This is a genomic window from Mesorhizobium sp. M7A.F.Ca.CA.004.12.1.1 (assembly GCF_003997835.1).
In the GTDB taxonomy this organism is placed as follows: Bacteria; Pseudomonadota; Alphaproteobacteria; order Rhizobiales; family Rhizobiaceae; genus Mesorhizobium.
Window position 1 is genome coordinate 1 of sequence record NZ_RZRK01001102.1, and the last position, 1,550, is coordinate 1,550.

General features: G+C 61.3%; 2 protein-coding genes and 1 pseudogene. 2 read left to right on the top strand and 1 reads right to left on the bottom strand.

Annotated features, from left to right (window positions below; all coding sequences use genetic code 11):
* Window positions 1-12 precede the first annotated feature (12 nt).
* Window positions 13-531 carry a CreA family protein gene (locus EN984_RS34065; RefSeq protein ID WP_127384331.1) on the bottom strand — a complete coding sequence of 173 codons (519 nt, stop codon included), beginning with the start codon at window positions 529-531 and terminating at the stop codon, window positions 13-15.
* Between the two features lie 188 nt (window positions 532-719).
* Between EN984_RS34065 and EN984_RS34070 the strand changes: the two genes are divergently transcribed.
* Together EN984_RS34070 and EN984_RS34075 are read left to right on the top strand one after the other, a co-directional pair.
* Window positions 720-1,298 (top strand): SCO family protein, encoded by a 579-nt coding sequence (locus EN984_RS34070; RefSeq protein ID WP_127269253.1) that lies wholly within the window; start codon window positions 720-722, stop codon window positions 1,296-1,298.
* Window positions 1,299-1,363: 65 nt separating this feature from the next.
* Window positions 1,364-1,550: pseudogene (locus tag EN984_RS34075) on the top strand (50S ribosomal protein L11 methyltransferase); the annotation flags it as partial.

Consider the following 1,550-nt stretch of genomic DNA (forward strand, 5'->3'; position numbering starts at 1 on the left):
GAACTAAGCAGCCTATTGCGGCTTGCCTTTGCTCCACACCACGTTCTGGCCGTAGAGCGGCACGGTGGTGACCGACATTTTGGCCGAGCCGTTCTGCACCTGGCGCGCATGCGAGAGATAGATCAGCGTCTCATTGGGCTTGTCGTAGATGCGGTTCACCACCTGCTTCTTCCAGATCAGGCTGATGCCTTGCTTGAACACCTCCTCGCCGCCCTCGCTCATGTCGATGTCGCCGATCGTGATCGGGCCGGTCTGGCGGCAGGAGATGGAGGAATCGGACGGATCCTCGAACCAGTTGCCCTTGTGCAGGCGATCGATGATGCCGCGATCGAAATAGGAGACGTGGCAGGTCACGCCTTCCACTTTCGGATCCTTGATCGCTTCGACGATGATGTCATTGCCGAGCCAGTCGACGCCGACCTTGCCGACTTCCTCGGCGACTGCGGCACCGGCGCCAACGACAACACACGCGGCCAACGCGCCGCCGATCAGTTTTCGCCCAATCAGTCCGTGCCCAATCAGTCGTGGCAAGGGAGCCTCCTGCGGTTCGAGTTGCCGGTCACAGGTGGGGCGAGCAGCCCGGCTTTGCAAGCAGATAGGTCGACACCACTGCGGTTGCGGCAACGCGGCACTTTGCCTGTGCGAGGCCGAACCGCTAAGACTGTCGCACAGGCGCGGCATTGAGCCGGCGCGGCGATTTCTGCAGACGGACTTTTCTGATGATGCGTTCTATCCTGGTCGGCATTCTCGTCCTGATGGCCGCCGGTATCGGCTGGCTGACTTTCGACTGGTATCGCGGCCATTATGGCGGCGAGCCCTTCGGCGCTGCCTTCACCCTGGTCGACCAGAAAGGCGCGCCGATCACCGAGGCTGCCTTCAGGGGTCAGCCCAGCGTCGTCTTCTTCGGCTTCACCCATTGCCCCGAGGTCTGCCCGACCACGCTGTTCGAACTGGCCGGCTGGCTGAAGACGCTCGGCGACGACGGCAAGAACCTGCACGCCTATTTCGTATCGGTCGATCCCGAGCGCGACACGCCGGAAGTGATGAACGCCTATGTCAGCAATTTCTCCGACCGCATCATCGGCATCACGGGCGATCCCGACAAGGTCCACGCCATGGCCAAGTCGTTCGGCATCTACTGGAAGAAGGTCGACACCGGCGACGGCGACTACACGATGGACCACACCGCCTCGGTGCTGCTGCTCAACGCCAATGGCGACTTTGCCGGCACCATCGCCTACGGTGAAAGCGCCGATACGGCCATCGCCAAGCTGAAGCGGCTGGCGGCGAAAGGCTAGAGCTTGATCCCGAAAAGTGGGAACCGGTTTTCGGGCAAGATCATGCTCAAAAAGAAACAGATTTCATGACCCAGACGCGCCTTTACTTCACCACCGGAAAGACCGAGTCCGTCAGCATTTTCGCGGCGCTTGAGGCAGCCTTCGAGGAAGAAGGGCTGCCGATCGCCGTCCTGGAGGTCGACGAGGACAAGGACATCCACGAAGTGTCGCTCTATGCCGATGGCGACGTCGATGCGGTCGAGACCCGCTTGA

What these genes read in the sequence shown, in the direction of transcription:
- EN984_RS34070 (WP_127269253.1), top strand. Translation starts at nt 720, where the DNA reads ATGATGCGTTCTATCCTGGTCGGCATTCTCGTCCTGATGGCCGCCGGT.